Origin of the sequence: Colwellia sp. MB02u-14 (genome assembly GCF_014076915.1) — a bacterium.
In the GTDB taxonomy this organism is placed as follows: domain Bacteria; phylum Pseudomonadota; class Gammaproteobacteria; order Enterobacterales; family Alteromonadaceae; genus Colwellia_A.
Genome location: NZ_JACGUX010000084.1, coordinates 1 through 24,598, shown reverse-complemented (window position 1 = coordinate 24,598; position 24,598 = coordinate 1). Strand labels below are relative to the sequence as shown.

Sequence of the window (24,598 nt, the reverse complement as noted above, 5' to 3'; positions counted from 1 at the left end):
TAAAGATTAAAGATTAAAGATTAAAGATTAAAGATTAAACGTTTACCTTTAATGCATGGTCTATTTGCATGCCCCCCACCTAGGGGGGTTTTTTTTATATTGTTGTGATCGTTCGTTTATCAATTTACGTATAGATTAATATTATTATAGAGGTAATGAACATATGAAAAATAACAATATAAGCTTACCGATTTTCCCTTTACCCATATTCCTTTTACCTGAAGGTGTAACAAAGCTGAGAATATTTGAACCTCGTTACTTAAAAATGATAAGCATAGCCTCTCAAGGTGATGGTTTCGTTATCTGGTCAAAGAATGCGAATAATTCAATATACAATTCTTTATGGGGGAGTTGGGTTGAAATTATTAACTTTGATCAAGGTCAAGATGGTATATTAGAGGTTGATGTTAAATGTAAATCTTTGGTGAAACTCAGTGATATTGATATAGACAGGGATAAATTATACTTTGGTAATATTAAGGAAATAAATCATTGGTCACAAACTGAGATAGATATCAACATTGTTGAACTTTCAACGTCATTAGCAGATGTTTTCGATGCCAATCCCAGTTTAAATCAATTATATCCTCACAAAGCTATTGATAGCCCAGGTTGGGTGATAGCTCGGTGGTTAGAACTTTTACCTATTAATATTGATGTTAAAACGACATTTATCGTTGAAAGTAATTTTCAGACAGCAAAAGAGTTGGTCCAATCTGTTATTAATCAATAAGTAAATTTATCCCACAAGTGATCTTTCTCAAATTTTATGCGTATAAAGCTTCATACACAATAAAAATCGGTGATGGAAGTGATACAAACTAACTTGCTAAGCTCAGTGACAAATGTTAAATCTAGTAACATGACAGATAAAATAAATCATCCTCAGCTTTGTCAGTGGCTTAACGACGTTGCAAGCGCGAGAGATAAAAAAGCATTCACCGACTTGTTTCAATTCTTCGCGCCAAAAATTCAGCGAATTGCTCGTAATAAGTTTCCTAATGAAGCGCAAGCTAGCGAAGTAGTTCAAGAAACGATGAGTAATGTTTGGCGAAAGGCACATCTCTTTGACAAAGACAAAGGGGCCGCTACTACTTGGGTCTATACAGTAATGCGTAACGTTACCTTTGATATGCTACGTAAAATCAAAGGTAATAAAGAAGATAACCTCAGTGACGACATTTGGCCCCTTGCGGAAAGCCAAGTAAGTGAAGATGAATCATTTGACGACCATCTCGAAAATAAAGAGCTTTTATCCGTAATTGAACAGTTACCTGAAGCCCAGCAACAAGTTGTTAAAGGTTTCTATTTTATGGAAATGTCGCAAGAGCAACTTGCAAACCATCTAAATCTACCCTTAGGTACTATAAAATCTCGTTTGCGTTTAGCTTTAGCCAAACTCAAAGTGCAGTTAGGAGAAAATCATGATTAAACATCACCCTAAATTTGAGTTAATACAGTCTTTTGTTAATGGCGACTTACCCGCATCATTATCAGCTGGCATATCGATACATGCTAGTATGTGCCCAGTTTGTCAGCAAAAAATCTCATTATTAACGGATCAAGTCGCTGACCTTAATTTTGATGAATCATATGCAAACACTGCTGTGCTTGATCATAATTCAGCTACTCAAGAGTTGCCAGCAATAGACTTTGAAGACATGATCAGTGCGATAACCGAAACTGATCATATTGATGTTATGCAAGCGGTTAAAATTAAATCAGTAAATTTTAAAGATAAGTCTTATCAATTACCAACCGCACTTAATAGTATGCTGTTAGGGAAAACTGCTCATATAGGAAAGTTGGCAAGAAGACGCATTCAACTTGATGAAAATGAAATTCATACCAATCTACTACATATGGAACCTGATGGCTCTGTTCCTCAGCATACTCATAAAGGTTTTGAGTTAACGCTTTTATTGGAAGGCTCTTTTCACGATGAAGAAGGCGAATATGTCAAAGGTGACTTTATTATGTTAGATGGTCAACATCTGCATAATCCAATTTCAAGCAGCGGTTGTCTTTGTTATACTGTCGCAAACGACTCAATGCACTTTACGCAGGGCATTAACAAATTGCTTAATCCGATAGGTTCATTTATCTATTAACTAAGCGCATGCTGTAAGATTTTAGGGAAATATATGATTCATTCTGTTGACAAAGAAGATTTACTTATAGGCATTAGTGCTTGCTTGATTGGTGAAAAAGTCCGTTTCGATGCAAGTAACAAACCTTCAGCATTTTGTATTAAAGAGTTTAGTAACCATGTAACGTACAAAGCTTTTTGTCCAGAAGTTGCGATAGGACTGCCCATCCCTAGGCCTACTATCCGTCAAATAAAAAAAGATGATGTTATTCACGTATCTCGTCCAGATGGCAGTGGCGATGTCACCGAAGCGCTGAAACTCTATGCGCTTAAAGTCGCTAGTGCGACTAAAGATTTAAGTGGTTATATTTTTTGTGCAAAAAGCCCAAGTTGCGGCATGGAAAGAGTAAAAGTCTACAACCCAGAAGGTCACGCGTTACCCTCTAATGGTATAGGTGCATTTGCCAAAGTTATCATGGAAGAAAACCCACTGTTGCCTTGTGAAGAGAATGGACGATTAAATGATATGGTGCTTCGAGAGAACTTTGTTGCGCGAGTCTTTGCTTACAAGCATTGGAAAAATCTTGTTGCTACGGGCTTAACTAAGCACAAGCTCACTACTTTTCATAGCCAATATAAATACACAGTAATGAGTCATGATTTAATTGCCTATAAAGATTTAGGGCGATTGTTAGCAAGAGCTGATATGCCACTTCAAGAAATGTCTGAACAATATATCTTAGGCTTGATGACGGCACTAAAAATAAAAGCGACACGTAAGAAACATGCAAATACTCTTGCACATATGCAAGGTTATTTTTCTGAGCATTTAAAAGCTAATCAACGACAAGAACTCTGTAACCAAATAGATGCCTATCGTGTCGGACTCGTTCCCCTCGTTGTCCCTTTAACCTTGATTAAACATTATCTATTACAATTCCCTAAAGACTATTTAAGCAACCAGTCTTACTTGTCCCCTTATCCTGATGAGTTAAGATTACGATATTCATATTAATACCTATTAGTAAATCATAAAGGAATACACTTTGTTACTTTGGTTTCGCAACGATCTTAGAAGTCATGATAATCCAGCATTACAATATTTTTTAAAGAACAATACTTGTAATACCCCCCTTAAAGCGGTCTTTTTCATCTCAGAACCGCAATGGCTGCTACATGATTGGTCCACCATCAAAATTGATTTTATCAAAAGACATGCTGCAGCACTAGTTGAAGAACTTGCCCCATTTAATATTAAACTAGACTTAGTTAATGTTGATTCCTTCGGTGATCAAATTGCTTATCTACGTGCGCTTTGCGAGCAAGAAGGCTTCCAAGAAATTGTAGCCAACAGTGAAGTTGAATTCAACGAGCAACAACGTGATAACGCAATTGTTAACTTAGGTATTAAACTGACATTATTTGAAGCTGATGTTATTGTTCCCAAAGGAAAAGTGCTCAATTTATCTCACCAAATGTACAAGGTTTTTACACCATTTAAACGTGCTTGGTTAACGTATGTTAAGCAACATGGCTTTGATTATTTAGGCAAACTTCAATCTACTTCTCAAGCATCTTTGTCTCCAACCGTTCAATCGCCAGACAGTATTTCTGCTCATTGGCCATTAGTTCATGAGGTTGAAAAACATGTGCTTCCCTTATTTTTCGCTGAAAAAATATCTGATTACCATGACCAAAGGGACATACCTTCGATAAAAGGCACATCGGGTTTATCACCTTATTTAGCGGCAGGCGTTATTAGCCCTAGATATGTTTTAATGAGTCTAATTAATGCTTACCCTGATATATTAATCGCCTCAGACAGTGAAGAATTTTCATGGCTCAATGAAATTATATGGCGTGAATTCTACAGAAACTTAATGTTTCATGAACAAAGGCTTTGCAAGCACCAATGCTTTAATGAAAAGTATCAAGCGGTTGCTTGGCATTACAATGATGCATTATTTGACGCTTGGTGCCAGGGTAAAACTGGATATCCGCTTGTCGATGCGGCAATGAGACAACTCAACCAAACAGGGTGGATGCATAACAGACTGCGTATGGTTGTTGCTAGCTTCTTGACTAAACATTTGTTAATTGATTGGCGCCTTGGTGAAAAATACTTTATGAGTCGGCTTATTGATGGCGATTTAGCCTCTAATAATGGTGGTTGGCAATGGGCAGCAAGTACTGGTTGTGATGCACAGCCATATTTCAGAATTTTTAACCCAATAAGGCAAAGTGAGCGCTTTGATCCAAAGGGTTATTTCATTCGTAAGTATTTACCAGAGTTGGCAAGTGTTCCTGATAAAAACATACACTTTCCACATACGCTTATTGAAAAAAATAAGCTAAATATTTACTGGCCACCAGTTGTAGACCATAAAGAAGCAAGATTGAAAGCTCTCGCTTTTTATAAGGTTTAATCAACTGATTTACTTATAATTTTAACTATTTATCACCTCTGATGATGAGTTATTGCCATTATGGTAAGAGAAATGAAATACGATGTTACCCAAGAAAACTTAACCCCTATGCCATTGTGGCTAAGCAATTTTGTTAAAATTTATCAAACACTTTCTACTAATAACTTAGAGCTTTTAGAAACGATCTACCATAATGAAGTTACCTTTATTGATCCCATACATGAGTTAAAAGGTTTTGATAATTTATTTCAATATTTTCAAGACCTATATGAGAACTTAATCTCATGTGAGTTTGTCATTTCCAATATTATTGCCCAAGAAGATCAAGCCGCTATTTATTGGACAATGTCTTATCAGCACCCTAAATTGAATAAAGGTAATGTCATTAACGTTACGGGGAGCTCTTACATAAAAGGGCATGAAGATAAGGTCATTTATCATCGTGATTACTTAGATCTTGGCTCAATGCTTTATGAACAACTACCTGTTTTAGGTAAGCTAATAAAATTGATTAAAAATAAGGCAGCAAACTAATGGTTTCTCGTACTGTTCTAATTACAGGGGCTACTTCAGGTATTGGCCTCGCATTATATGAAAAATATGTTGCACAAGGTGATCATGTTATAGCTTGTGGCCGTGACGAAAGTAAATTAGATAAACTTTGTAGTAAAGCCATGAAACGTTTGGTCTTTGATATGACAAAACCGGCTCAAATAGAGTCTGTTTCTGTTGATATTAAAGATATTGATATTCTGTTGTTAAATGCAGGAGATTGTCGTTATATTGATGATGCTAAACATTTTGATGGCAAACTCTTTAGTGACATCATCACCACAAACCTTTCATCATTAGGCGCACTGTTACAATGTTTCCTTCCACTCGTCAATAAAGGTGGTCAGGTTGTGTTTGTAAGCTCTAGTGCAACCATTGTACCTTTTCCAAGAAGTGAAGCTTATGGTGCTTCAAAGGCTGGTATGGATTATCTCGCAAAAAGTTTACGACTTGACCTTGTCAGTGAAAATATTGGCGTAACATTGGTGCACCCAGGATTTATTAAAACACCTTTAACTGAAAAAAATGACTTTGAAATGCCATTCTTACTCACGAGTGACGAGGCTGCTAATCGTATTTTTCAAGGGGTTAATCGACGATCTAAATATTTACATTTTCCAAAAAGGTTAACGTTTATTTTAAAATTATTCTCTATATTGCCGGCATCCCTATGGCAATCCATTATTTTAAGGAAATAACAGCATGAAACATATTGCTATTATTGGCTCGGGTATTTCAGGTTTAACTTCTGCTTATTTATTATCAAAAAAACATAACGTTACCGTCTTCGAAAAGAATGAAAAAATTGGTGGCCACACTGCAACGGTAGATATAGAAAAAGACGGAGAAAAATTTGCAATCGATACCGGTTTTATTGTTTTTAACAACAAAACATATCCAAATTATTTAGCTTTATTATCAGAAATTGGTATTGGAAAACAAGCGACAGAAATGAGTTTTTCGGTACATAATTGTCAAACAGGCCTAGAATATAACGGACACAATTTAGATACTTTGTTTGCGCAAAGAAGAAATATATTTAACCCAAGATTTTGGTTTTTAGTTAAAGAGATTTTACGGTTCAATAAACTCTGCAAAAACGTCTATCAACTCAATGATTATCGTGAGGGTCTTACATTAGGGCAGTTTTTAACAGAAAATAATTTTAGTGCTTTTTTCGCTGAACATTATATTTTGCCAATGGCCGCTGCTATTTGGTCGAGTTCTTTAGCACAGATGGAAGAGGTTGGGTTTAAATTTTTTGTACAATTCTTTCATAATCATGGCTTACTCAACATTGCAGACAGACCACAATGGTATGTTATTCCAAAGGGTTCTCGCTGTTATTTAACTCCCTTGTGTGAGCCCTTTAAAAATAATATAAGAGTAAACGCTAATATTTCAGGTATAACTCGCAGTAACGATAAAGTACATTTGCACTTCAATGAACAGCCTAGCGAAACATTTGATGAAGTGGTTTTAGCTTGTCATTCAGATGAAGCCCTTGCATTATTGAATGACGCAACTGATGATGAAAACGCGATACTTTCTGCTATGCCTTATAGTGCAAACTCCGTTATTTTACATACGGATAAGACACTGTTACCTCATCGTGAAAAAGCGTGGGCAAGTTGGAATTACCAGCTTAGTCAAGACCGCTCTAAAGCGGCAAGCGTTACTTATAATATGAATATTTTACAGGGAATAAAAAGTGATCATACTTTTTGTGTCACATTAAACCAAAAAGCAGACATAGACCCTAAAGAAATTTTAGCTGAGTTTACCTATCATCATCCTATTTTTTCAGCAGACTCAATCAAAGCGCAAAAAAATAGAGCACTTATTTGTGGGAAAAATCACACGCATTTTGCGGGTGCTTATTGGCACAATGGCTTTCATGAAGACGGCGTAAGAAGTGCAGTTGAGGTAGCAAATAAATTTGATTGTTTTATAGAACCTCAACCCAAAGGCTAAAAATGTCCCCGTTATTTAGCAATAGCTATATTTACCAAGGTAATATTATTCATCGTCGCTTTAGCCCTAAAGCGCACAGTTTTGATTACACTTTATATATGCTCGCGATTGATCTTGATGACCTTGAAGATATTCAAAAGAATGTCGGGGTTTTTGGTTTTTCATGGTTTCACCCATTACGTTTTGTTGAAAAAGATTACGTCAAGGGTGAACCGTTCTCTCTTACCGAGCGTATAAAACAAAAATTAGTTGGATTGTCTGGCTATAGTGATGTAACAAGAATTGTGATGTTGGTACAAGTCAGGTGTTTTGGCCTTTATTTTAGTCCGGCTAATTTTTATTTTTGTTATGACAAAGATAACATATGCACCCAGATGCTCGCCGAAGTTAGCAATACACCTTGGAATGAAAGACACTATTATTTAGTTGATTTACTTAATAAAAAGAAAGATAACACCAGTAAAAAAGCATTTCAGGTATCACCTTTTATGGATATGGCGATGACCTATTTTTGGCATGTAAAGCCGCCTTCACCTATTCATAATTCGTTACTGGTCAAAATAGAGAATAAAAGAGTTGATGAAGAGACCGGTGAAGTAAATAAATTGTTTGATGCGAGTCTGGTGATGAAGAAAAAACCCTTTACAAAGAAGAGCTTACTGGCTTTGTGGTGTCAACTCCCGATGATGACAGTAAAAATAGTTTTAGGCATCTATTGGCAAGCATTCAGGTTATTTGCGAAAAAGATCCCTTTTATTGGCTATCAAAAACCACAATAATATACAGATTATAAAAATAAGATTTAGGAGTATCAAATGGAACAAATAGAAGCTGTTAGAACCATAAAGTCAGCAACCTGGTTAGATAAGCGTTGTCGTGACTTGGTTCATTCTGTATTTTCAAAATTATCTTATGGCGAACTAGAAGTTGTTGAAGGGTCAGAACATATTTTTTTCCCTGACGCACCAGAGGGGCCATCAATCAAAGGAAAAATACAGATCCATGATATTAGTGTTTATCGTGACTTTGTTAAAGGTGGCAGTATTGGCGTATCCGAAGCTTACATTGAAGGCAAATGGAGTAGCCCTAATCTGACTAACGTGATTAGAATATTTGCCAAAGCACAACAAGAAACTGACACCCTTGAATCAAAAAAATCGTTGATGAACAAAGTAAAAAATACTTTTACGCACTGGCAAAATAGAAATACTCAATTAGGTTCTAAGAAAAATATACTGGCGCATTACGATCTAGGAAATGAACTTTATACACGTTTTCTTGACCCTGAAATGATGTACTCCTCCGCTATTTATCCTAATGAGGGCGCATCTTTAAATGAAGCACAGTTACATAAATTAGAGACTATTTGTCAGCGATTATCACTCAAAGAAAGTGACCATTTGTTAGAAATTGGCACAGGTTGGGGTGGTTTAGCGATCTATGCAGCACAAAATTATGGTTGTAAGGTCACCACAACGACTATTTCTGATGCGCAATTTCAATACGCACAAGATCGTATAATCGAATTAGGTCTAGTTGATAAAATAACACTATTAAAACAAGACTATAGAGATTTAAAAGGATCATTTGATAAAGTTGTTTCAATAGAAATGATTGAAGCTGTGGGTTATGAATTTTTACCTAGCTTCTTTAAACAGTGCAATGATTTATTAAAAGAGGGTGGCAAGCTCCTCATACAGTCAATCACAATTGCTGATCAACGTTTTGATTATTATAGAAACAATGTAGATTTTATTCAGCGTTATATTTTCCCTGGTGGTTTTTTACCTTCGGTTAATGTACTTTCAGACCATATAACCAAACACAGTAACCTTGTTGTCGAGCAGCTTGACGATATTGGTCTCGATTATGCGCAGACGTTAGCTCACTGGCGTGAAAACTTTTTAGCGTCTTGGTCTAGCCTTACTCAGTTTGGCTATGATGAGACCTTCAAGCATTTGTGGTTATACTATTTTGCTTATTGTGAAGGCGCATTTTTAGAACGTTCAACAAGTGCTGTGCATATTGTTGCCAGAAAATAGCATCGCGTTTGAATCGTATCCTGATTTGCTGAACTTATTATAGTTTAACAAATCAGGTTTTTGATTTATTAATCCTTCCTTGTTAGTCAACTCCTTTATCAACGTAACATCTCCAATTAAAGATTGGTTTTAAGATAAGTAAGTGCCTTATTTCATGGTTTTTGCCCACTTCAGCAGTTATATCTTAATCGAAGGGTGTAACAGCCAAGATATTACTGTAAATTAGGCTATTGCTCTCACTTTATACGAACAACTATGACCCCAATTCGCTTAACTCAATACTCACATGGCGCAGGCTGTGGCTGTAAAATATCCCCGTCAGTACTAGATGTAATGCTTAAATCTTCATTGGTATTACCCGATCACAAGGCACTTTTAGTTGGCAATAGCACCAAAGATGATGCTGCTGTGTTTGATATTGGTAATGACCAAGCGGTAATATCAACAACCGATTTTTTTATGCCGATTGTTGATGACCCTACTGACTTTGGCAAAATTGCGGCTTGTAACGCCATTAGTGATATTTATGCTATGGGCGGTAAACCTATTATGGCGATAGCTATTTTAGGCTGGCCGGTAAATATTTTAGCCCCTGAAATTGCCCAACAAGTACTTGATGGTGCTAGGGCTGTTTGTGCCGAAGCAGGTATTCCGTTAGCAGGAGGGCATTCTATCGACGCACCAGAGCCTATTTTTGGTTTAGCGGTAACAGGCCTGATCAATAATGCGCATATTAAGCGTAATAATACCGCAGGGGTTGGCGATCTTTTATATTTAACTAAGCCGTTAGGTATTGGCATTATGACTACCGCTGAAAAGCAAGGAAAGCTATTATCTGAACATGCGCATCTTGCGCCAGATGAAATGAAAAGCTTAAACGCGATTGGGCAACAATTTGCCACCCTTGATACGGTTACCGCTATGACAGATGTTACTGGTTTTGCACTAGTAGGCCACCTTCTTGAAATGTGTCAGGGCAGTGATGTTGCCGCGGTTATCGATTTTGAACAAGTACCATGTATTGATTTTGTTAATGATTACATCGACCAAGGTTGCATACCTGGTGGCTGTGACCGAAATTATACCAGTTACGGTGAGCACATTGGGCCGCTTAGTGATAAACAAAAAACACTGTTGTGTGATCCTCAAACCAGTGGCGGTTTATTGGTGGCTGTTCAGCCAGCGGGTAAGCAAGCTTTTGAAACGTTATGTCAAGATAATGGCCTTAATTTACAACCGATCGGTGAACTTGTTGCCGCAACCTTTCCGACGGTAAGTTTGTTGTAATGGCGACAAAAACCTTAATGGCAGAGCGGGCTGACAGCAGCGACTTTCGCGCTATAATCCGCAATAAAATTCCTTTAATGGATGTACGCGCGCCGATTGAATTTGAAAAGGGCAGTTTTAGTCAATCAACCAACTATCCGTTAATGAACAATGATGAACGAGCAGATGTAGGGCTTTGTTATAAAAAAAAGGGCCAAGCGGCTGCGATAACGTTAGGAAATGCACTCGTTTGTGGGCAAAGCAAAGCGAGTCGTTTAGCGCAATGGCAACGTTTTGTGCAAGAAAATCCACAAGGTTATTTGTATTGTTTTCGTGGTGGTTTACGTTCACAAACAGTGCAGCGCTGGTTAAAAGAATCAGGCATTAACTACCCACTCCTTGTCGGCGGTTATAAAGCACTTCGTCAGTTTTTATTGAACGAACTAGAACAGCTTGCTTTACATCCTTTAACCATATTAGCGGGTAACACTGGCAGTGGAAAAACCCCTTTTCTGGCCCACTGTGCTAACAGTTTAGATTTAGAAGGTGCGGCAGGGCATCGAGGCTCAAGCTTTGGCGGTTTTGTTACACCACAATCAGGTCAAATAAATTTTGAAAATAAATTAGCTGAACTCTATATCAACGGTGACTTTTCTTTAGATGAAAGATTGATATTAGAAGATGAAGGCAGGTTAATTGGCAGTGTGCACTTACCTGAAAGTCTCAGACAAGCGATGACATTAGCGCCAATCGTTGTTATTGAAGAAAGCTTAGAGTATCGGCTTGAGCAAATATATCAAGAATATATCCTAAAAATGACTGACCAATATCAAGCCAGTTATGGCGTTGAACAAGGTTTTATCGCTTTTGGTGAGTATTTAGAGCAAGGGTTATTCAAAGTTCGTAAACGTTTGGGCACAGAGCGCTATAGTCAATTAAAAGCATTACAGACTAAAGCTTTATCTCAGCAGGAAAAGGGCTCACAACACTATCATCTAGATTGGTTAAAACCGTTACTCAGCGAATATTATGATCCTATGTATCAATACCAGTTAGGATTAAAAGCTGAAAGAGTCATTTTTCGTGGTAACAATGCGCAATGTTTAGCTTTTTTACAAGATAAGTAAACACCGTCAATTCTATGTGATCACACGACGACGTTACTCAAGAGTGTTTACACTTCAGCGATTTATATTATCTGTTACCGTCTGAAGTGTAACCTTTCTATCTAGGGTAGGGTAAACGAAACTATTCACCAATAAAACATGATTCAATGAGTGGTTGTAGTCGATAAAGTCTTTACCTACCCAGCTCAATCCTTCATTAGCCACTTATTAAAATAATTAATAACAAGAGATAGATCTAGTTTTCTAGGTTATCCCTCATTGATAGACTTTGTATGGGCTAGCGATGCACATTACCCTTTACTAATCCTGTTCATAATGCGTTCGCAATCTTCACTATGTTATCTCATCTTTTGAAAGACTAAATGATATAAATATAGTTCGTGTACTAAGCTTTTATTTTTGAGTGCAAATTTATTGAGTGCTTTAAATAGCGGCTTCTTCTTATTTTTACTGCTTTGAAAGCGTGTTATTGGGTTGGTGTAAATATTCCCCACTTGATATTTTCATTAAAAACCATTAGAATTATAATTAATTGAACGTTCAATTAAAAATAAAACTAGAGAAGTCAGTGCCTAAAATTGGAATGAAGCCCTTAAGAAAACAACAATTGATTGATGCTACGCTAGAATCTGTTGCGCAATTTGGTTTACAAAAGACCACAATAATAACGATTAGTAAGATCGCAGGTTTATCGTCGGGCATTATTAGTCATTACTTTGGTGGGAAAAATCAACTGGTTGAAGCAACCGTTAAACATTTGTTAGATCAATTAAAGTCAGCACTATTGGAGCGGGTCTGCTGTAAAAAGCTTGAGCCAGTCATGCGACTTAACATGATCATCGAAGCTAATTTTACTCAACTGCAACGCTCTAAACCTGCAACCAAAACATGGCTTAGCTTTTGGGCTCAGTCTATGCACGACCCCGGATTAGCGAGACTACAAAATATTAATAGCAGAAGGTTACATAGCAACCTACTTTTTTCGTTTCGTCAGTTATTAGCTGATGATGTAGCTATTATTGCGTCTAAACAGACGGCAGCGATGATTGATGGTTTTTGGTTACGCAGTGCATTAAGCCCAAGGCCTGAAGAAGAGTTCAAGCAGGCCGAGCAATTATGTAAAAAATTTATAGACGATCTGCTCAAGCAGTACGGAGATTTAACTTGTCATTAGTATGTTATGAAAACTTTATCGATGGTGCCTACATGGCAAATACCAGCGGCGAAAAATTTGAGGTAATTAACCCAGCAACAGGAAAAGTTATCTATCAAGTAGAAGTCGCGGATGAAAAAATTAAGCAGCAAGCAATAGCAAGTGCCCAACGTGGTTTTGCAACGTGGTCAGCGATGAGCGCTACAGAGCGCAGCCGCATTTTACTTAAAGCGGTCGCATTATTACGCGAACGTAATGATGAGCTGGCAACAATAGAAGTCCTTGATACTGGTAAGCCATGGCAAGAAGCCTCAGTGGTTGATGTGGCGTCAGGTGCAGATTCAATCGAGTTTTTTGCAGGGCTAGCGCCAGGTATTGAAGGTAACCAACAGTCAGTCGACGGTGACTTTTATTATACTCGTCGTGAGCCATTAGGCATTTGTGCCGGTATTGGTGCTTGGAACTATCCATTGCAGATAGCCTGTTGGAAAGCAGCACCTGCACTTGCCTGTGGCAATGCAATGATTTTTAAACCCTCAGAAGAAACCCCTTTGGGTGCTTTAAAATTAGCCGAGATCTTTACCGAAGCAGGTATTCCTGACGGTGTCTTTAATGTTGTTCAGGGGGCAGGTGAGGTCGGTGCGTGGTTAACCCATCATATAGATATTGCAAAAGTTTCTTTTACCGGTGAAGTCGGTACAGGTAAAAAAGTAATGGCTGGAGCGGCAACAACACTTAAAGATGTAACGATGGAGCTTGGCGGCAAATCACCACTGATTATTTTTGATGATGCAGATATCGACAATGCTGTTTCAGCGGCGATGTTAGGTAACTTTTATACTCAAGGTGAAGTTTGTACCAATGGTACGCGGGTATTTGTACAAAAATCGGTATATCCAACCTTTATTGAAAAGTTACTTCAACGCACCCGTCAAAATATTATTGCTGGTGATCCTATGGCGCCAGAAACTAACTTTGGTGCACTTATTTCGTTAAAGCATTTTAATTTGGTCATGAAATATATCAAAATTGGTGTCAGCGAAGGGGCAACATTGCTTCATGGCGGTAATGCACTTCAGCCAGAAAATGCGCCAGACGGTTATTTTATTGCCCCGACTATATTTTCTGATTGTACAGATGAAATGACTATTTGCCGCGAAGAAATTTTTGGCCCCGTAATGTCTGTATTAACATTTGACGATGAAGACGAAGTGGTCCAACGCGCAAACGCAACTGACTTTGGCCTAGCCGCAGGGGTATTCACGCAAGATATTACTCGCGCTCATCGAGTAACACATCAAATGGAAGCTGGAATCTGTTGGATAAACAGTTTTGGCGCATCACCTGCCCAAATGCCGGTGGGTGGCTACAAGCAATCTGGCGTGGGTCGCGAGAATGGACTAGTGACACTCAATTATTACACCCAGATAAAAGCGGTTTATGTTGGTTTACAGCCATTAGAAAGCCCTTTTTAACAACAAATAAATCTTAAATTACCCCTTCCTAAGTTCTTAAATAGTTGTTAGAGCAGATGTTTTGGCAACCAAAGTAGTAGAGTTGAGTGTAAATATGAAAAGCAAAAAATATGATTACATTATTGTCGGTGCTGGTTCTGCAGGTTGCGTATTAGCTAACCGCCTAAGTGAAGACAGTAACAACCACGTTTTGTTACTTGAAACAGGTGGCAGCGATAAAAGTATTTTTATTCAAATGCCAACCGCATTATCTATTCCAATGAATACTAAAAAATACGCTTGGCAATTTGAAACAGAGCCTGAGCCTAATCTTGATGGGCGTCGTATGCATTGTCCTCGCGGAAAAGTGTTAGGGGGGTCATCTTCTATTAATGGCATGGTCTATGTTCGTGGTCACGCCAGAGATTTTGATGAATGGCAACAAGAAGGTGCACAGCACTGGGATTACGCACATTGTTTACCTTATTTCAAAAAAGCTGAAACTTGGGCCTTTGCCGGTGATGAATATCGCGGTAAGCATGGACCACTTGGCGTTAACAACGGCAACGAGATGAAAAACCCACTGTATCAGGCGTTTGTTGATGCAGGTGTTGAGGCCGGTTATCGTGCGACCCAAGACTATAATGGTACTCAGCAAGAAGGCTTTGGTCCAATGCACATGACAGTAAAAAAAGGTGTCCGCAGTTCAACTGCTAATGCCTATTTACGCCCGGCAATGGCACGAGCAAACTTAACCGTGATCACCCATGCTTTAGTGCATAAAGTCTTACTTGAAGGCAAAAAAGCCGTAGGTGTTCGCTATGAACGTAATGGCGATGTCTTTGATGTTGTGGCTGACAAAGACGTTATTTTGTCTGCAGGTCCTATTGGATCGCCACATATTCTTCAACTCTCAGGTATTGGTCCTAAAGCGGTACTTGAAGATGCGGGGATCGAGGTTAACCACGATTTACCCGGTGTTGGCCAGAATTTACAGGATCATCTTGAATTTTACTTTCAATTTAAATGTAAGCAACCGATCACGCTTAATGGCAAGTTAGATTGGTGGAGCAAACTGTTGATAGGCGTTCGTTGGATCTTAACCAAAAAAGGATTAGGTTCGACTAATCATTTTGAATCTTGTGGTTTTATTCGATCTAAGCCCACAGCGGAATGGCCTGATATACAGTATCATTTTTTACCCGCAGCAATGCGTTATGATGGCAAAGAGGCCTTTGCAGGTCATGGTTTTCAAGTGCATGTTGGTCATAATAAGCCAAAAAGCCGTGGATTTGTTAAAGCAGTTTCTGCTGATCCTAAAGCACATCCGCAAATACGTTTTAATTATCTTGAGCACGAGGAAGACCGTGAAGGTTTTCGAGCTTGTGTTCGTCTAACCCGAGACATTATTAATCAAAAGGCATTAGATACCTATCGAGGTGAAGAAATTCAACCGGGTATTGACATACAAAGCGATGAAGAAATTGATGCCTTTGTACGCCAATTTGTTGAAAGTGCTTATCATCCTTCATGTTCATGTAAAATGGGTACAGATGAACTTGCCGTAGTAGACCCACAAACCCGTGTACATGGTATTGAAGGATTACGAGTTGTTGACTCGTCTATATTTCCAACGATACCTAATGGTAACCTTAATGCACCGACCATCATGGTTGCTGAACGTGCTGCTGATATTATTCGGGGTCGTGAAGTATTACCGCCATCGAATGCCCCTGTTAGTGTAGTGAAAAATTGATCTGCTTAAACTAACAAAACCAAAGCTAAAAATTAACTAATGTTGTTCGCGAGTACTCGGTTAGATGTTAATTATCGCCATCAAGATACATTTCATGGTGCCGATAATTGGAATTTGAAGCCTAAATAAGGTGTTACCGAGTGCTTTTTTAAACTCAAAGAGGAGTACTACTTGTTTATATTAACTAAAACCTTACCTAGGAGACTACTATGACTACATGGTTATCAGCTGGGCTCTTATTTACCTTCGCCGCCATAGCCTTTGTGCTATATCGGTGGGGCAATATTCGCTGTGTCGGTGTAACACCGGTTAAGACATTTACCTTTATTGCGATTTTGTTTACATCGGGTCTTGATGTTGGCTTGATCATGTTCCCGTTAACAGAATTTGCTGGATATGCTGATTTAGCGGTTAGTCCTGAATATGGATTTACTAACCCGTTGGCCATTGAGTTTGGCTATTGGGCATTTCTTATTTGGGGATTTTACTTTCTAACCTGTTTCTACTTCTGTGTTATTGAACCACGGGTACGCTTTTTTGAAATTCCACTGGTTAAAATAGTTAATAACGTTGTTATTATAGGCACCTGTGCTTTTACTGCCTATTTGTTATTAACCAATTTACCCTGGTATATGCCGGAGCTAGGCGATGGCGAATCTATTATTAGTAGCTTCTATTTGATTGTATTTTTAGTGATTGCCGCTGCGGTGTATTCAAGTACTAATATTCGTTATGTAAAAATATTAAGTTTAGCGACTACTTGGTTATTTTTGGCCTTAATCGCCCTTATGTGGGGGGGGGCTTTTCTTTCAGAAACCTCTAGTATCGGTGAGTTCGCTAATACCATAGCAATGATTGGTGGTTACTTTGGTAATATTCACGAATTTGTTTTACCGCTCAATGATTATCATGAGTTTTATCTTTATTGGTGGTTTGCTTGGAGTATTATGATTGGACAATTTACCTCACGCTTTGTTGGTGGTCTTCGAACCTATCAAGTTTTAGCAGCGATGTTAATTTTCCCTTCTATTCCAATCGCCATATGGTTCTCAGTACTGTATTACTACAGTGCAAATGGGCTAGAGACTGCCGGCTTTTATAATATAGCCATGGCGTTTGTGGGCATAACTTTTGTTATTAACTCACTTGACTCACTGATCCGTCTCTATACCGACAACCTGAATTTGAGTGTTGCTCGATTAGGAAGAGTTAAGTACTTTTTGGGTAACTTAATTGCGCTTAGCTTATTGACCCTGTTATTTAAATTAGATTTCTTGCAAATCCAATGGGTTGGCGCTGTCGTTATCGGACTCTTCTTTACTTGTTTTGGTTATATCTTGTTCAGCAAGTTTTCAACGGTTCGCGAGATTGAGTGTTCACCAAAAGAAAATAAAATTGATTTTACTAAAATTGAATTAGTCGAATAGCATCAACAACTTTGTATTAAAAGACTTAATAAAATGAGAAAAATAAATGAATAAAAATATTATTGCTATAGCAACAAGTTGTCTATTAACATTGTCTACTGCTGCAGTAGCTGATGTATCTTCAACCGTTAACTTAACTTCTGACTATACCTTTAATGGTGTTAGCCAAACAGGTAACGACCCAGCTCTTCAAGCAAGTTTGGATTATGCCGCTGATAGTGGCTTTTATGTGGGTACTTGGGCGTCGAATGTTGATTTTGGTAGTGGTGAAGACACCGACATAGAATGGGATACTTATGTGGGTCAATATTTTCAGTTAAATGAGAAAATTGGTTTAGATGCGGGTATTGCTTATTATACTTACCACGGAGACTCCGCTTCAGATACTTATAACTATCCTGAAGCTTATGCAAAGTTTGGTTACAGTAGCGCTATGGGTAATAGTGAATTAAACTTTTGGTATAGCTGGGACTATTTTGGTCTTGATGTTAACCATTATATCGCTATGGTTGCTCATACGGTAGAGGTTGCTCCCGGTCATAGTGTTAAAGTAAGTTTTGATCGTTCAACGTCAGCAGACGAAAAAAAATGGTTTTGGGGGGAAGTCGGTAACGATGCTTACAACCATTACCGTGTTGAGTACATGACTAGCTGGAATGGTTTTGATTTTGATCTTGCGCTTGAAGATACTAATATGAACATTAATTCGGCTGATACTCGCGTTGTTTTATCGGTATCTCATACGTTTAGTTTATAAGCGTAAAGAGTGCACGTTGTTATTCATCGCAGATAGTCTTATCTAGATTGCCTGGTTTTGAATACGATTAGTGATTTCTAAGCCTCTGTGTTTTTGCACAGAGGCTTTTTTCATTGTCGTTTATGAAAAAAGTGGAAGATAATAAAAAACACGTGCTAAACCCACGATAAAACGACGAATTAAAAGATTTTTGTACTTCCTGCAATCACGCGATCCCTGTATTATTAGTGCCATTAAATTTACGTTAATTAATGTTAAAAACATTCAGTAAGATAAAGAGCGATCATGACTAAACCACAAAAACCTCAAAGTAACGCAATGCTCAAAAGAGCTCACGATAATATGCCATTAGGCGTGGCAGACAGCTACCGTTACTGGGGTGAAGAAAACACTGTCTTTTTAAGTTCGATGAAAGGCTGCACCATTACTGACTGTGACGAGCAAACATTTGTTGATTTTCGTTTAGCCTATGGGCCCATTATTCTTGGTTACCGTGATGAACGTGTGGATAATGCAGTGATTGACGCTATTACTACGGTGGGAGCGATTTCAGGCTTTTCTACAGGACTTGATTCAGATGTGGTTGAGCTCGTTAAATCGCTTTGTCCTAACATTGATAAAATGCGCTTTGCTAATTCAGGTACCGAAGCGGTTATTGGGGCCGTGCGTACAGCCCGTGGATTTACTAAACGTAATAAAATAGTAGTGGTTGAAGGTGGTTTTCATGGTTTACATGATGAAGTTATGTGGAAGTCAGACGTAGACAACTGGGATGCTAGCGCTGAAGAAGCTCCTGAGATAATCCCTTTTGGTGGAGGTATTCCACAAAGCACCCGTGAACATCAAGTCAGTGTGCCATTAAACGATGTTGATGCGATTGACGCTGTTTTTGCCGAGCATGGTAAAGACATTGCGGCTATTTTGATTGAGCCGATTATGGGGAACTGTGGTTCAATTGCTTCAACGCAAGCCTATATGCAAAAATTGCGTGACGTGTGTAATGCTAATGGTTCATTGTTAATCATGGACGAAGTCAAAACTGGTTTTCGTGTTGCTAAAGGGGGGGCACAAGCGTTATACGGTATCTATGCTGATTTAACCACGTATGCAAAAGCCATGGGCAACGGTTATCCTGTTGCTGCATTTGGTGGACAAGCTAATGTAATGGATACTATATCTTTTGCTAAAGATGGTGTAACGCATGGCGGTACCTATACCGCAAACATGGTTGCACTCAGCGCGGCTAAAGCCACTTTAACACTGCTTAAAGAAACCAATGCGTTAGAAACTATTGCCAATGTGGGACAAAAGATTCAAGCATTACTTTCTCGAGTTTTTACAAAATTTGGTGTTGAGCACTGTTTTGCAGGTCCAGATGCAATGTTTGGTGTGCACTTTGGTAGCGAAGTACCACAAAACTACCGAGATTGGAAAAAAACCAACAGCGATCTCTATATGCAATTTGCGCTTAACTTAATCGATAATGGCGTTATGTTAGAGCCAGATTCTCGTGAACCTTGGTTTATTTGTGAAGCACACCAAACCATTGATCTTAACTGGTTAGAACACGTTGCTGAGCAATCAATGAGCGCAGCGATTAACGTACAATAAGCCAAAGTGATTTAGTCAACTCTTAGCCCTAACTCTTCATCATTGAGTTAGGGAATTTGCGAATAAATTTAACAAGATAAAATTATTTAGTAATACGGCTCATGCGTTAGTTATGCCCAAAGGTCTGTAATTCTTTTCTTTCATAGAAAATGTAGAGATAAAAAACCTTGTAAAACGAAAATATATCTTTATATAAATCAATGGAGTAAAGGTTACGCGTTACCTTTTTGTGGTTTTGCTCATGTGTTAGCCATCGTTTCGTTAACAATAGATAACGGTGAGCATAAAAGTAGGGCCTATTTTAAAGTACATTATTTATAATAAATAAAAGCCCTTTGATATACTGCTTATATTGATACAATTATTATGCACGACAACCCTATTGTAAGAGAAATACTGACCGCTAATAAATAGCCTATAGGTTATGAGTAATACACATGAGTATAAAATTTAGCCCTCTTTCGAAACATGACATTAACTATTTAAATGTGATTGAACTTTATAAAGAAGCTTTCACGACAGTTAGGCGTTTACCCTCATGGCTCCTTCGCTTCATGCTGCGAAAAGGTAAGGATGGTTTTAGTGTTCTTTATGAAAATGATAACTGGATTGGCCTAATCTACCTTACTGAATATAAGGATACCGTTTTTGTTCATTTTTTTGCAATAGCAGAATTTCAACGTTCATCTGGTTATGGTAGTAAGGTATTACACGCACTGAAAGAGATATATCCACAATACAGAGTGGTATTAAATATTGAAGAAATTGATGCACAACAAGAAAATTACTCACAAAGAATAAAGCGAAAGTCTTTTTATTTAACGAATGGTTTTAGTTCATCAGGTTATATTGTAAAAGAGCCAGGAGAACGACTTGAAATGCTTATACAAGGTGGGAATATTAGTAAAGATGAAATTGAAGCCATCTATAAAAATCTTTTTGGGGGGATTTTGGGTTTCCTTTATCGACCAAAAATAATAACAATAAATAAATAAATAATGTATACGCCTGTTTAACGATCAGAGGCTTTTATCAAATAAACATGCTATTTTATTTAGCGCTAGTATTTTTATTAAAAAACAACTAATAGCGGATAAACCAATAACAAAAACAGTTGGTTAGTTTCCGTTTTTCACATTATAGTTAACCATTAAAATTTATTAATGAAGAGTTAACAGCAAAGGAGTTTCAATGAAGTATTTTGCCTATGGTTCTAATATGTCACTTTTAAGACTTCAACAAAGGGTACCAAGTGCCGAAAAGCTTGGTAAAGTAACGCTTAAATACCACCAGTTACGTTTTAATATGAGTGGCAAAGATGGCTCTGGTAAATGTGATTCGTTTGAGACAAAAAATAGTGAAGACGCAGTGATAGGCGCTCTCTTTGAGATAGATGAAAGTGAAAAACCTATTTTAGATAAGGCTGAAAGTTTAGGGGCTGGCTACAATGAAAAACTTGTTTCTGTACAAAATGAGCAGGGAGAAGTTTTCGAAGCATTAATATATTGTGCAATTAGGATAGACCCTTCATTAAAACCATTTTCTTGGTATCTAAATCACGTGATTGTAGGCGCAAAAGAAACAAAATTATCTGTGGACTACCTCACTATTATCGAATCTGTTGAGTGTATAGACGATCCAAATAAAGAGAGAGAAGAAAAGGAACGTGCGATGTACGGCTTAAAAGTTATTAAAAAGATCTATGCTTAAATAGCTCTGACAGTTGATAAAATACCAACTGGAATTGAAAGATAGAGTAGGTTATCTTAATTAGATTAGTTAATAGGCACATTGATTTTTACCGTATTCCTGCATGCTATTGACGGTTTGCCCATAATGAGTAACGATTCAAGTAAGCTGCTTGATGATGTGATGGTATATTTTTCGTTTTAGATGTTGGTACGTTTATTTTATTGTCAAAAATAAACGTTAAGGCACTGTAATAGACAAAGTCTCAAGGTTTTTAATTACATTAATTTTGGAAGCCATATTAATCGCTTTGGCACAGATTTATATTGAAACCTACACTGTTTTTTTGTACAGCTCTTGGTTTTTTACTTTCTTTGGCCGAATCTAGTAGTTTTTCCTCTTTTTACACACTACAAAAATATAATTTTTAAAAAAATCATATCTAGCAGTGAGTTAACAAATATGATAAAAAGATAAATATTAAAACATAGAAAGTGAATTTACGTAAAAGGCGTAAATATTCGTTCTAATAAACTGTTAGGCTTTTCTTTAGTTAGGAGTATAAATGGACGTTGAAATAATTAATTTTCCTAAAACAAAAGTTGCGGTTGTTGAACATCACGGTTCGCCTATGCTTGAAAATAATTCCATCATGAAACTTGTCGAATGGCGTAAAGAAAACAAACTACCACCTTCAGAACTTCATCGTAGCTATGGGGTTCATTACAATGATCCTAATATAGTTTCACCATCAGATTATCGCGTAGATTTATGTGTTTCTGTTGAACATGAAATTGCCAAAAATACCTATGGAGTTGTTGCTAAAACAATTCCAGCTCTACGTTGCGCAAAAGTTCGTCATTTAGGCTCACGTGAAAATATGACTACAGCGAGAGACTTATATAAAGAGTGGTTACCTAAAAGTGGTGAAACACTTACTGATTTCCCCATTTTTTTTCATTATGTTAATGTTGGTCCTCAAATTAAAGAATCGGATATGATCACAGATGTGTATCTTCCAATACTGTAATCTAGTTCAGCGTACAAAAGCCTAACAAGGGTTTTCAAGTCGGACAAGTTACAGTTGGCTTTTTGTTCGTGCCTCACTTATTTTAGCCAACTGCAATTTGCCGCTTAAAACGGCGTTAGCTGCTTTCAGTATTTAGCAGCATTTTACAATCAATAAGGAAATTATTATGAGAACTTTAATTAAATCTAGCTTAGTTGCATTTGCGGTAATCACTTCAAACATTAGCCTTGCTAATAGTGTTTCACCTGACTTCTTAATTAACGAAATAGATACTGTTTATAAACAGTATCTTCATGGTTCGCCTGAAGTTGCAACTTACGCACTGGAATCTTTTGTTAGATTGCTAGAATCAGATCAATCTACAGAGCTACTACAAAAAACGGGTCCCTCAAATCTTTCATTTTCATATATACGTTTAGGCTTTTTATATGAAAAATCGGGGTTAAAGCAAAAAGCAGCAAAAGTATTTTCTAAAGGTGTTGCTAGTTATAAATCACCATATAATAAAGGTGTAGCTGTCACATTAAGCGAATTAAAAAGTGTTGTTAATCAGCTGGATGCAAAAAGCAGCTAACAAGCCATTCAAGCAGGACAAATAACAGTTGGCTATTTGCTCCTTCGTCGCTTATTTTAGCCAACTATCATTTGCCTCTTAATGGGGCGTTATATTTACAATAGAGTTCATTTGCATGCCTCAATATGAAAATTATTTGTCTGAGAGTGGGAATTTTAAAGTTTATTCTTTAGATGAAAGTGTTTACTTAAAGGATAAAAATTCTAATTCAAAGCCAAATGAATATGATAAACGTGATCTATCAATAGCCTACCATTATGGAGAACCTGAAGGAGCTATGATTTCTCCTACCGAAGATTACGTTGTCGTTGTTGGACACGGAATTAGCATATATCCATTAAATCAAAAGTATGGAATCGAATCAGTAGAATTATTTAATGATCCGAATTCTCAAATGTGGACAAATGGAATTCACATAGAGTCTTACGATCAACCTGATGATTCTTGGGAAACAGGTGGACCTTACTGGTTATGGTTTAGATTTGTATCTATTGAAGATGATAAAACTTGTGTATTTAAAATGAACGCAAAGACTCATGAGCTATTAAAAGTGGATTAATTGGTAATGTAAATATAACAAGCCATTCAAGCAGGACAAATAACAGTTGGCTATTTGCTCCTTCGTCGCTTATCTTAGCCAACTATTATTTGCCTCTTAATGGGGCGTTATGTGTTTCGAGAGTATGGTGATTTTCAATGGATAATGAAGAAATAATTAATGTAGAGACTCAATTAGAATTGGAACGTATTTCTGAATTACAAAGAAATAAAGTTGAGTTTGAAAAGCTTGGGGATAGTGGTATAGGGTTTAAAGATTTATTTGCGATTCTTGTGTCATTTGGCCTCCTTTTGGCAGCAAATAGTTTTTTTACAATTGATAGTGAATTGTTCCAAATATTAGCTGTTATTTTATTTGCTGTACCTGCTATTCAAGGCATTGTTAAAGCTGAAAGTAACAGAACGAACCGGAGAATGGATTTGCTTCTTAAAATTATTAAACAAGAGCAAAGTAAAAACACATAACAAGCCATTCAAGCAGGACTTTTAACAGTTGGTTAGGTTCCGCTTCGCTTCACATTTTAACCAACAATTAAAAGCCTCTTAATGGGGCGTTAGCTATATCGAGAATCCTGTGACTGTAAAAAGGGAAGTAGCAGAATTATTTGAAGTTCCACTCAATGAAATCAGTGGTTTCATTGAAAAAGTATTAACTGAAAAACAAAGGTTCTATTCATTTACTAAAACAAATCGTAGTGCTGATGATTGTTTTGAGACTGTTATAAAGCCCATAGGTTGGCCGTTTATACTTTCTACTAAAATGATTATCACCTTTAATGAAGTTGAAAATGCTACAGAAGTAGTAATACAAACTACCTCGCAAAAGTGGGTATTCAACGATTCGTTTAATATGTATAACGGCTATATCAATAAGCTCCTAGAGAGTTTGCGCAAATATAGCTAACAAGCCACTCAAGCAGGACAAATAACAGTTGGTTTTGTTCGCTACGCTCTCTATTATAACCAACTATTATTTGCCTCTTAGTGGGGCGTTATGTGAATCTCATACTAAGGAGCACAAATGAATAAATTTATATCAATCGTAGCTGTTTTAATTACTTGTCTTTCAACAAATGTATTAGCCAATGAAGATATAGTTGATTACGATAAATT

General features: G+C 37.3%; 25 protein-coding genes. All 25 read left to right on the top strand.

Going from position 1 to position 24,598, the window contains the following annotated elements; genetic code table 11:
* Positions 1–163: 163 nt before the first annotated feature.
* Positions 164–733, top strand: a complete 570-nt coding sequence (locus H4J52_RS15245; RefSeq protein WP_182180933.1) for an LON peptidase substrate-binding domain-containing protein — start codon at positions 164–166, stop codon at positions 731–733.
* A 129-nt stretch (positions 734–862) separates the two neighbouring features.
* Entirely contained in the window at positions 863–1,432 is a 570-nt protein-coding gene (locus H4J52_RS15240; protein WP_259366683.1) for a sigma-70 family RNA polymerase sigma factor, read from the top strand.
* On the top strand, positions 1,425–2,111 hold the full coding sequence (locus H4J52_RS15235) for a ChrR family anti-sigma-E factor (protein WP_182223128.1): 687 nt from the start codon (positions 1,425–1,427) through the stop codon (positions 2,109–2,111). The genes H4J52_RS15240 and H4J52_RS15235 overlap by 8 nt, the downstream gene beginning before the upstream one ends.
* A gap of 33 nt (positions 2,112–2,144) precedes the next feature.
* Positions 2,145–3,104, top strand: a complete 960-nt coding sequence (locus H4J52_RS15230; RefSeq protein WP_182180931.1) for a DUF523 and DUF1722 domain-containing protein — start codon at positions 2,145–2,147, stop codon at positions 3,102–3,104.
* Between the two features lie 31 nt (positions 3,105–3,135).
* Positions 3,136–4,515: a deoxyribodipyrimidine photo-lyase gene (gene phrB / locus H4J52_RS15225; RefSeq protein ID WP_182225100.1), complete on the top strand. Its 1,380-nt coding sequence runs from the start codon at positions 3,136–3,138 to the stop codon at positions 4,513–4,515.
* 72 nt (positions 4,516–4,587) lie between these two features.
* On the top strand, positions 4,588–5,049 hold the full coding sequence (locus H4J52_RS15220) for a nuclear transport factor 2 family protein (protein WP_182225097.1): 462 nt from the start codon (positions 4,588–4,590) through the stop codon (positions 5,047–5,049).
* Positions 5,049–5,765, top strand: a complete 717-nt coding sequence (locus tag H4J52_RS15215) for an SDR family NAD(P)-dependent oxidoreductase (protein ID WP_182223131.1) — start codon at positions 5,049–5,051, stop codon at positions 5,763–5,765. The genes H4J52_RS15220 and H4J52_RS15215 overlap by 1 nt, the downstream gene beginning before the upstream one ends.
* A gap of 4 nt (positions 5,766–5,769) precedes the next feature.
* On the top strand, positions 5,770–7,041 hold the full coding sequence (locus tag H4J52_RS15210) for an NAD(P)/FAD-dependent oxidoreductase (protein WP_182180927.1): 1,272 nt from the start codon (positions 5,770–5,772) through the stop codon (positions 7,039–7,041).
* A 2-nt stretch (positions 7,042–7,043) separates the two neighbouring features.
* A complete protein-coding gene (locus H4J52_RS15205; protein ID WP_182225095.1) occupies positions 7,044–7,820 on the top strand; it encodes a DUF1365 domain-containing protein in 777 nt (258 codons plus the stop codon).
* 36 nt (positions 7,821–7,856) lie between these two features.
* Positions 7,857–9,083, top strand: coding sequence for a cyclopropane-fatty-acyl-phospholipid synthase family protein (locus H4J52_RS15200; RefSeq protein WP_182223133.1), 1,227 nt, complete (start codon positions 7,857–7,859; stop codon positions 9,081–9,083).
* Positions 9,084–9,338: 255 nt separating this feature from the next.
* Complete coding sequence (gene selD, locus H4J52_RS15195; protein WP_182180924.1) at positions 9,339–10,370, top strand: selenide, water dikinase SelD; 1,032 nt, start codon at positions 9,339–9,341, stop codon at positions 10,368–10,370.
* A complete protein-coding gene (gene mnmH, locus H4J52_RS15190) occupies positions 10,370–11,476 on the top strand; it encodes a tRNA 2-selenouridine(34) synthase MnmH (protein ID WP_182180923.1) in 1,107 nt (368 codons plus the stop codon). Before selD ends, mnmH begins: the two co-directional genes overlap by 1 nt.
* A 568-nt stretch (positions 11,477–12,044) precedes the next feature.
* Positions 12,045–12,650, top strand: a complete 606-nt coding sequence (betI, locus tag H4J52_RS15185; RefSeq protein ID WP_182181149.1) for a transcriptional regulator BetI — start codon at positions 12,045–12,047, stop codon at positions 12,648–12,650.
* The gene (betB, locus tag H4J52_RS15180) at positions 12,641–14,104 is read left to right on the top strand and encodes a betaine-aldehyde dehydrogenase (protein WP_182180922.1); all 1,464 of its coding nucleotides are present in this window, start codon (positions 12,641–12,643) and stop codon (positions 14,102–14,104) included. The genes betI and betB overlap by 10 nt, the downstream gene beginning before the upstream one ends.
* A 94-nt stretch (positions 14,105–14,198) precedes the next feature.
* The gene (betA, locus tag H4J52_RS15175; protein WP_182225093.1) at positions 14,199–15,839 is read left to right on the top strand and encodes a choline dehydrogenase; all 1,641 of its coding nucleotides are present in this window, start codon (positions 14,199–14,201) and stop codon (positions 15,837–15,839) included.
* Positions 15,840–16,048: 209 nt separating this feature from the next.
* Entirely contained in the window at positions 16,049–17,266 is a 1,218-nt protein-coding gene (locus tag H4J52_RS15170; protein WP_182180920.1) for a BCCT family transporter, read from the top strand.
* A gap of 46 nt (positions 17,267–17,312) precedes the next feature.
* Positions 17,313–18,023 (top strand): TorF family putative porin, encoded by a 711-nt coding sequence (locus tag H4J52_RS15165; RefSeq protein WP_182225091.1) that lies wholly within the window; start codon positions 17,313–17,315, stop codon positions 18,021–18,023.
* Positions 18,024–18,308: 285 nt separating this feature from the next.
* Positions 18,309–19,634: an aspartate aminotransferase family protein gene (locus H4J52_RS15160; protein WP_182180918.1), complete on the top strand. Its 1,326-nt coding sequence runs from the start codon at positions 18,309–18,311 to the stop codon at positions 19,632–19,634.
* A 437-nt stretch (positions 19,635–20,071) separates the two neighbouring features.
* Positions 20,072–20,629: a GNAT family N-acetyltransferase gene (locus tag H4J52_RS15155; RefSeq protein ID WP_182180917.1), complete on the top strand. Its 558-nt coding sequence runs from the start codon at positions 20,072–20,074 to the stop codon at positions 20,627–20,629.
* A 196-nt stretch (positions 20,630–20,825) separates the two neighbouring features.
* Positions 20,826–21,344 (top strand): gamma-glutamylcyclotransferase family protein, encoded by a 519-nt coding sequence (locus H4J52_RS15150; RefSeq protein WP_182180916.1) that lies wholly within the window; start codon positions 20,826–20,828, stop codon positions 21,342–21,344.
* 544 nt (positions 21,345–21,888) lie between these two features.
* On the top strand, positions 21,889–22,353 hold the full coding sequence (locus H4J52_RS15145; protein WP_182225089.1) for a GyrI-like domain-containing protein: 465 nt from the start codon (positions 21,889–21,891) through the stop codon (positions 22,351–22,353).
* A 166-nt stretch (positions 22,354–22,519) separates the two neighbouring features.
* On the top strand, positions 22,520–22,927 hold the full coding sequence (locus H4J52_RS15140; protein ID WP_182225087.1) for a hypothetical protein: 408 nt from the start codon (positions 22,520–22,522) through the stop codon (positions 22,925–22,927).
* A 115-nt stretch (positions 22,928–23,042) separates the two neighbouring features.
* Positions 23,043–23,486, top strand: a complete 444-nt coding sequence (locus H4J52_RS15135; protein WP_182181692.1) for a hypothetical protein — start codon at positions 23,043–23,045, stop codon at positions 23,484–23,486.
* Positions 23,487–23,623: 137 nt separating this feature from the next.
* On the top strand, positions 23,624–23,950 hold the full coding sequence (locus tag H4J52_RS15130; protein ID WP_182225085.1) for a hypothetical protein: 327 nt from the start codon (positions 23,624–23,626) through the stop codon (positions 23,948–23,950).
* Positions 23,951–24,059: 109 nt separating this feature from the next.
* Positions 24,060–24,389: a hypothetical protein gene (locus tag H4J52_RS15125; protein ID WP_182225083.1), complete on the top strand. Its 330-nt coding sequence runs from the start codon at positions 24,060–24,062 to the stop codon at positions 24,387–24,389.
* The last annotated feature ends 209 nt before the right edge of the window (positions 24,390–24,598 follow it).

Bases quoted from the DNA above. Each gene is read 5' to 3' on its own strand.
- H4J52_RS15245 (WP_182180933.1), top strand. From the start codon at position 164: ATGAAAAATAACAATATAAGCTTACCGATTTTCCCTTTACCCATATTC.
- H4J52_RS15240 (WP_259366683.1), top strand. From the start codon at position 863: ATGACAGATAAAATAAATCATCCTCAGCTTTGTCAGTGGCTTAACGAC.
- H4J52_RS15235 (WP_182223128.1), top strand. From the start codon at position 1,425: ATGATTAAACATCACCCTAAATTTGAGTTAATACAGTCTTTTGTTAAT.
- H4J52_RS15230 (WP_182180931.1), top strand. From the start codon at position 2,145: ATGATTCATTCTGTTGACAAAGAAGATTTACTTATAGGCATTAGTGCT.
- H4J52_RS15220 (WP_182225097.1), top strand. From the start codon at position 4,588: ATGAAATACGATGTTACCCAAGAAAACTTAACCCCTATGCCATTGTGG.
- H4J52_RS15215 (WP_182223131.1), top strand. From the start codon at position 5,049: ATGGTTTCTCGTACTGTTCTAATTACAGGGGCTACTTCAGGTATTGGC.
- H4J52_RS15210 (WP_182180927.1), top strand. From the start codon at position 5,770: ATGAAACATATTGCTATTATTGGCTCGGGTATTTCAGGTTTAACTTCT.
- H4J52_RS15205 (WP_182225095.1), top strand. From the start codon at position 7,044: ATGTCCCCGTTATTTAGCAATAGCTATATTTACCAAGGTAATATTATT.
- H4J52_RS15200 (WP_182223133.1), top strand. From the start codon at position 7,857: ATGGAACAAATAGAAGCTGTTAGAACCATAAAGTCAGCAACCTGGTTA.
- selD (WP_182180924.1), top strand. From the start codon at position 9,339: ATGACCCCAATTCGCTTAACTCAATACTCACATGGCGCAGGCTGTGGC.
- mnmH (WP_182180923.1), top strand. From the start codon at position 10,370: ATGGCGACAAAAACCTTAATGGCAGAGCGGGCTGACAGCAGCGACTTT.
- betA (WP_182225093.1), top strand. From the start codon at position 14,199: ATGAAAAGCAAAAAATATGATTACATTATTGTCGGTGCTGGTTCTGCA.
- H4J52_RS15170 (WP_182180920.1), top strand. From the start codon at position 16,049: ATGACTACATGGTTATCAGCTGGGCTCTTATTTACCTTCGCCGCCATA.
- H4J52_RS15165 (WP_182225091.1), top strand. From the start codon at position 17,313: ATGAATAAAAATATTATTGCTATAGCAACAAGTTGTCTATTAACATTG.
- H4J52_RS15160 (WP_182180918.1), top strand. From the start codon at position 18,309: ATGACTAAACCACAAAAACCTCAAAGTAACGCAATGCTCAAAAGAGCT.
- H4J52_RS15155 (WP_182180917.1), top strand. From the start codon at position 20,072: ATGAGTATAAAATTTAGCCCTCTTTCGAAACATGACATTAACTATTTA.
- H4J52_RS15150 (WP_182180916.1), top strand. From the start codon at position 20,826: ATGAAGTATTTTGCCTATGGTTCTAATATGTCACTTTTAAGACTTCAA.
- H4J52_RS15145 (WP_182225089.1), top strand. From the start codon at position 21,889: ATGGACGTTGAAATAATTAATTTTCCTAAAACAAAAGTTGCGGTTGTT.
- H4J52_RS15140 (WP_182225087.1), top strand. From the start codon at position 22,520: ATGAGAACTTTAATTAAATCTAGCTTAGTTGCATTTGCGGTAATCACT.
- H4J52_RS15135 (WP_182181692.1), top strand. From the start codon at position 23,043: ATGCCTCAATATGAAAATTATTTGTCTGAGAGTGGGAATTTTAAAGTT.
- H4J52_RS15130 (WP_182225085.1), top strand. From the start codon at position 23,624: ATGGATAATGAAGAAATAATTAATGTAGAGACTCAATTAGAATTGGAA.